Annotated in this window: 7 protein-coding genes; all 7 read left to right on the top strand. The window is 46.5% G+C overall.

All coding sequences use genetic code 11. The features are described 5' to 3' along the window. Window positions 1-608: 608 nt before the first annotated feature. Window positions 609-1091 carry a 3-isopropylmalate dehydratase small subunit gene (locus Q0338_RS08390; protein ID WP_122863074.1) on the top strand — a complete coding sequence of 161 codons (483 nt, stop codon included), beginning with the start codon at window positions 609-611 and terminating at the stop codon, window positions 1089-1091. A gap of 1 nt (window position 1092) precedes the next feature. Next, a complete protein-coding gene (leuB, locus tag Q0338_RS08385; RefSeq protein ID WP_298086355.1) occupies window positions 1093-2163 on the top strand; it encodes a 3-isopropylmalate dehydrogenase in 1071 nt (356 codons plus the stop codon). Beyond that, a complete protein-coding gene (locus Q0338_RS08380) occupies window positions 2160-2405 on the top strand; it encodes a hypothetical protein (RefSeq protein ID WP_122868273.1) in 246 nt (81 codons plus the stop codon). The genes leuB and Q0338_RS08380 overlap by 4 nt, the downstream gene beginning before the upstream one ends. Continuing rightward, a complete protein-coding gene (locus tag Q0338_RS08375) occupies window positions 2402-2908 on the top strand; it encodes a GlcNAc transferase (protein ID WP_298086354.1) in 507 nt (168 codons plus the stop codon). The genes Q0338_RS08380 and Q0338_RS08375 overlap by 4 nt, the downstream gene beginning before the upstream one ends. Then, entirely contained in the window at window positions 2874-4016 is a 1143-nt protein-coding gene (locus tag Q0338_RS08370) for a CCA tRNA nucleotidyltransferase (protein WP_298086353.1), read from the top strand. The genes Q0338_RS08375 and Q0338_RS08370 overlap by 35 nt, the downstream gene beginning before the upstream one ends. 189 nt (window positions 4017-4205) lie before the next feature. Next, entirely contained in the window at window positions 4206-4685 is a 480-nt protein-coding gene (locus Q0338_RS08365; RefSeq protein ID WP_298086352.1) for a tRNA (cytidine(34)-2'-O)-methyltransferase, read from the top strand. Next, window positions 4682-5710, top strand: a 1029-nt coding sequence (locus tag Q0338_RS08360) for an endonuclease/exonuclease/phosphatase family protein (protein WP_298086351.1), incomplete at its 3' end; no start/stop codon positions are given. The genes Q0338_RS08365 and Q0338_RS08360, both read left to right, overlap by 4 nt.

Here is a 5710-nt window from a genome sequence, read left to right as displayed (position 1 = left end):
ATTTAAGCAAATTTACGCTTTTGCGGCCGGCTAATTTAGCTAGCTGGGATGGTGGGTCGCGCATTAAATTTGACTTGCAGGCACGAAATTTGACGAAAATTTAAATTTGCCACGCTAGTTTGCCGTAAATTTGACGAAATAAGCATAAATCTCAAGCGAAATTTTAAAAAGTCATACAAAGGACACATTGAGGACACAAAAGGTCATTATAATTCTCCAAAAATAAAGGAGAAAAATATGAAAGATTCTGCAGTAACTCACGCAACTATGGCTATCGGAGCCGTGCTTTGGGGCTGTCTAACCGCAGCGGTGGTTTTGTTTTAACGGGTAACATAACGAAACGTAAAAACAAAAATCTACGGACGAGTATCCTAGCGATATCTCGTCCTTCCTCTAAATCAAATTTAGCCGCAGTCTCCGCATCAAAAAACTCAGCTAGTTTTCGTCTCGTCCGCTTGTTTTTGTATCAAATTTGAAATTTGACTCGCGAGCCGAACTGTTTAAATTTAACCTCAAATTTTTCCGTACCGACCGCTACCTGTCGCACTTTGATTGTTTATTTAGTTTCTTTTAGATAAAATCGCCCAAATTTAATCTTAAGGCAAATCATGAAACAAGCAAAAGTCTGGAAATTCGGCGACAATATCGACACCGACATCATCATAGCCGCGCGCTATCTCAACACCTCCGACGAAAAAATCTTGGCCACTCATATCATGGAGGACGCCGATCCCGAGTTTAGCAAAAAAATCTCCGTCGGCGACGTCATCGTAGCGGGCGAAAATTTCGGCTGCGGCAGCTCGCGCGAGCACGCTCCTTTGGCGCTTAAGGCCGCAGGCATCGGCGCGGTGATAGCTAAGAGCTTTGCTAGGATTTTTTATAGAAACAGCTTTAACACGGGACTTTTGATACTAGAAATCAAAGAAACAGACGAGATAAACGCCGGCGACGAGCTAAAAATCGACGTGGATAACGGCGCGGTCGTAAATTTAACGAGCGGCAAAGAGTATAAATTTAGCCCGATACCGCCGTTTATGCAAGAGCTTTTAAAAAGCGGCGGCCTCATAGAATACGCGAAAACAAGGATATAAAATGGCTAAAATTTATAATATCGCAGTGATAAAGGGCGACGGCATAGGCCCTGAGATAGTGGACGAGGCGATAAAGGCGCTGGACGCGGCTAGCGCGGAGTTTGGTTTTGAGCTTAGCTATAACTATTACCTGATGGGCGGCGCTGCGATCGACGTGTTTGGCGAGCCTTTGCCTAGCGAGACGCTAAACGGCGCTCTAAACTCGGACGCGGTGCTTTTTGGCGCCATAGGCGGGCCTAAATGGGACGGCTTGCCGCGTCATCTGCGCCCTGAAAGCGGGCTTTTGAAGCTGCGAAAAGAGCTTGGCGCGTATGCAAATTTGCGCCCTGCGATGATATTTGACGAGCTGGTGGACGCTAGTACGCTAAAGCCGTCAGTCCTTCAGGGCGTCGATTTTATCGTGGTTCGCGAGCTAACGGGCGGGATATACTTCGGTCAGCCGCGCGAGAAAAAAGAAAACAGCGCCTACAACACTATGACCTACACGAGCGAGGAGATCGAGCGCATCGCGAAGGTCGGTTTTGAAACCGCGATGAAGCGCAAAAAACGCGTCTGCATGGTCGATAAGGCAAACGTGCTAGAGACTAGTCAGCTCTGGCGCGAGGTCACGAGCGAGGTCGCAAAGAGCTATCCGGAGGTAAATTTGGAGTTTATGTACGTCGATAACGCGGCGATGCAGCTCGTGCGCGCGCCTAGTAAATTTGACGTGATTTTGACGGAAAATCTCTTCGGCGATATCCTAAGCGACGAGGCTAGCATGGTGTGCGGCTCGATCGGACTACTACCGAGTGCCAGCATCGGGGGCAAGGTGGGTATCTACGAGCCTATTCACGGCAGTGCGCCCGATATCGCGGGGCAGGGCATCGCAAACCCGGTCGCTACGATACTAAGCGCCGCGATGATGCTTAGGTATTCATTTGGCGAAAACGAGGCGGCAAAAGCTATCGAAAACGCCGTAAAAGCAGCGCTTGCGCAAGGATATAGGACGAAGGATATAGCGGAGTTTGGCGCTAAAGAGATTTGCTCTACGAGCGAGATGGGCGGCATCATCGCCTCGCTGATAAAAAAATGAAAAATACTATCACAGAAGCCCTGATCTACGAGGCTCAAGGACTAAAAGACGATGCGCTGATAGTTTATAAAAACATCTTAAAGCGCGAGCCGACAAACGCCGCTGCGATCGCCGCGATAAGGCGTCTAAGCGGCCTTAGTAGAAAAAAAACGGGCGTAAACGAGCAGATGAAAGATTTTTTCATCAAGATGAAAACGGACGAAGAAATAACCGAATTTAAAAGGTGGCTGATAAAACTATGAAACTAGAAGAAATAGCAAAAATGGCGATAGACGAGGTGGCGATGGAGCTAGAGCGAATGGACGCCGCGCAGGAAAACTTGGGCGCTAGCGAGGCTGAAAGCGCGACAAATTTGACTGGCGTTCCGACCTCAAGCGGCGATGTAAATTTAACCAACGCTGCGGGTCTTGCAAATTTAGTTAGCGAGATAAGCGTGAACGAGGCTAGCGAGTTTGAAGCCGTTTTAGAAAGCGCGGCAAACTCGCAAAACGTTGCTTCCGAATTTGACGGCGTAGAGGAGGTCGCCGCGACTGCTGCGCCGCAAAAAGCCTTTGAAGTGGAGGTTGCAAATTTTACGGGCGAGGAGATATTTCTAAAAAACCTAAAAGAGCGCATTTTGGTGCTTTTTGAAGGGCTAAACGCGACTAGCGAGGAAAATCTGAAAGACAGACTCTCGCTCACGCTTAAATTTTTAGAATTCGTGCTGGCAAATGTCGAAAATCGGCTCGAAAATCTGCAAAAATAAAAATCTAAGATGGCTGCGAGATTTTCTAGCACCCCACACCAAGCGCGCGTATATCGTGGGCGGCTGCGTTCGCGACGCGATGCTAGGTAAAAAAATCTCCGACTTCGACGTTGAAATTTACGGTATCGATCCGGCCAAATTTGACGCTCTGATGGCGCAAATCGGCGCTTGCGGCGTGGGCAAAAACTACTTCGTTTATAAATTTAAAAACTTCGACCTTTCTTTACCGCGAACCGAAAATAAAACGGGCGAGGGGCACAAGGCCTTTGAGGTGGCCTACTCCGATGACGAGCGTGCGGCGTCTTTGCGCCGAGACTTTACCGTAAATGCGATGATGATAAATATCTTCGATGGCTCGTTTTTGGACTTTTACGGCGGCGAGAGCGATCTAAAGCGAGGCATCTTGCGCCATATCGACGATGAAAAATTCGCCGAAGATAGCCTGCGGGTGCTACGGGCAGTGCAGTTTAGCGCACGGCTAAATTTCCGTATCGCACGGGAGAGTTTGGGGCTGATGAAGCGCCTAAGTATCAGTGATCTTAGCCGCGAGCGCGTAAACGGCGAGCTGATGAAACTTTTTAGCGCCAAATTTCAAGAGATCGGCTTTTGGTATCTTTATAAACTAGGTCTTCTTGGTAAAATTTTCGGGCTAAAATTGAGCCGAGCCGAGGCGGAAAAATTTGCCGCAAAACTAAAAAGCGCGGTCAAATTTTTACCCAAACAAAACGGCAAAAAAGACGAGCGCGAGTTTTTATATCTTTTAAATGGCTATTTCGGCGTTAAAAATTTTTACGACTTAGGACTTCCTAAAAGCTTTGAAGCCTGCGTCAAAGAGCCGTTTTTTTCGCGGCGCCCAAGCGACGGCGAACTACTTAAAATCGCGCTAGATAAACCGCTAAAAAGCTGGCTCGGGCTAAACTCGCCTAGCTTAATAAAAAGAGCTAAAAATTTAGGCGTTTATGAAGCCAAATTTGAACCCGCTATCGACACGGCGGAGATTTTAAAACTGGGTTTTAAAGGCGCTGCAATAGGCGCTGAGATAAGGCGCAGGCAGGATATAGCGATAGAAAAATTTTTAAACGAAAAGTCAAGCTCGGCTAAAAATTAACCTAGTTAAAAGCGCAAATTGGCTAAAATCAAGCCCTATTTTAAAGAGGCAAAAGTGGAAAAAACTTCAAATATAAATTTTCAAAATACAAATATTCTTTTTAGTATAAGTTTTGCAAAAAGCCTAAATTTGAGCGACTCGGCAAGTACTTTTGTGGCTTTTAAAACGCAAGCTAAGGCGGCTTTTTAAATGTTCAACATCGTCCTCGTTCATCCTCAAATCCCCCAAAATACGGGCTCGATCGGCCGCATGTGCGTAAATGCAAACCTTAAGTTGCATATAATCAAACCGACCGTTTTTGACATCAGCGAAAAGGCCGTTAGGCGTGCGGGGCTTGATTACTGGGCGCGGCTAAATCCGGTAATTTGGGAGAGTTTGGACGAGTTTTTGCACGCAAACGCCCAGTTCGAGGATAGATTTTTTTACGCGACGACGAAGGCGCATAAATTTTATTTTGAAGCGGAGTTTAAAAAGGGCGACTTTTTGTTTTTCGGCGGCGAAAGTACGGGGCTGCCTATGGAGCTGATGGAGCGAAATTTCGCAAACGCGATCAAAATCCCGATGGGCGAGCACGGCAGAAGCTTAAATTTAGCCACGAGCGTGGGTATCATCGCGTATGAGGCTATCAGGCAAAATTTCGCCCAGTCAGGCCTTGGAAGCGCGCTATGAAATTTGCGGCAAATAGGCTCTTTGCGCTCTTTTTTGTGGCCCTGTTTTTCGCCGTTTTTGCGGCGGGCGCTGAGCTAAAGATCGCTACTTTTAACGCGCAAAATTTATTTGACGCCAAAAACGACGGCAGCGAGTATAAGGATTTCGTCGTCGGCAAATCAGAGTGGAACGAGAAAAAAGCAAGCACCAAATTTAAAGCCGTAAGCGCAAAGATAAAAGAGCTAAACGCCGATATCATCGCGCTTCAAGAGATCGAAAACGAGCAAATTTTAAAAGAGCTGATGAGGGATGCCGGCTATAAATATTTTGCCTTTTCAAAAGGTAAAAACGGTCCCGTAGGCCTAGCCGTGCTATCTCGCATAAAGCCTGAAAAAACGCAAATTTTCAGTGTGCCAAACGTAAAAACAAGAGACATTTTAAAGCTTGATTTTGAAGTTGACGGGCAAAAATTTAGCCTTTTAAATTTGCATTTTCCCGCTAGAAAAAATCCTCTAAAGCAGAGAAAAACTGCATTTATCACGCTAAAATCAGCCTTAGCTGATACCCAAAAGGTCGTGGTTTTGGGCGATTTTAACGCGCCTTACGGAGATAAAGAGCTGCTGGGCGATTTTGAAACTAGTAAAAATTTAGCCAATCTTTGGGCGTTTTTGCCAAAGCACGAGCGCTACTCGCACACGAGCCTAAACGCACTCGATCACGTCCTGCTCTCAAAGGACGCGCTTAGTCAAAACTATGTTTTAAATAGCTTTAAGGTTGAGCGAGACGGGGCGCAAATTTCGGATCACTTCGCTCTGGTTTTTAGGCTAAATTTTGATAAAAACGCTAAAAATACACTGCAAAATATCGCCGAAGCGCGGGTCGGTGAGCTATCAAAGAAGTCAAATTTGCCCGTCTTATTAAAACGCACTACGGTCGTGCAAAAGGACAAAAAAGGCTTCACGCTAGCGCAGGATAAGCGCGGTATCTACGTCTACGAGCCAAAAAACGACGCAAAACTCGGCCAGGTAATGGACGTAGCGGTAAAC

It is taken from the genome of uncultured Campylobacter sp. (assembly GCF_938018145.1).
GTDB lineage: Bacteria > Campylobacterota > Campylobacteria > Campylobacterales > Campylobacteraceae > Campylobacter_A.
This window is presented reverse-complemented; position numbering and strand designations above follow the sequence as displayed.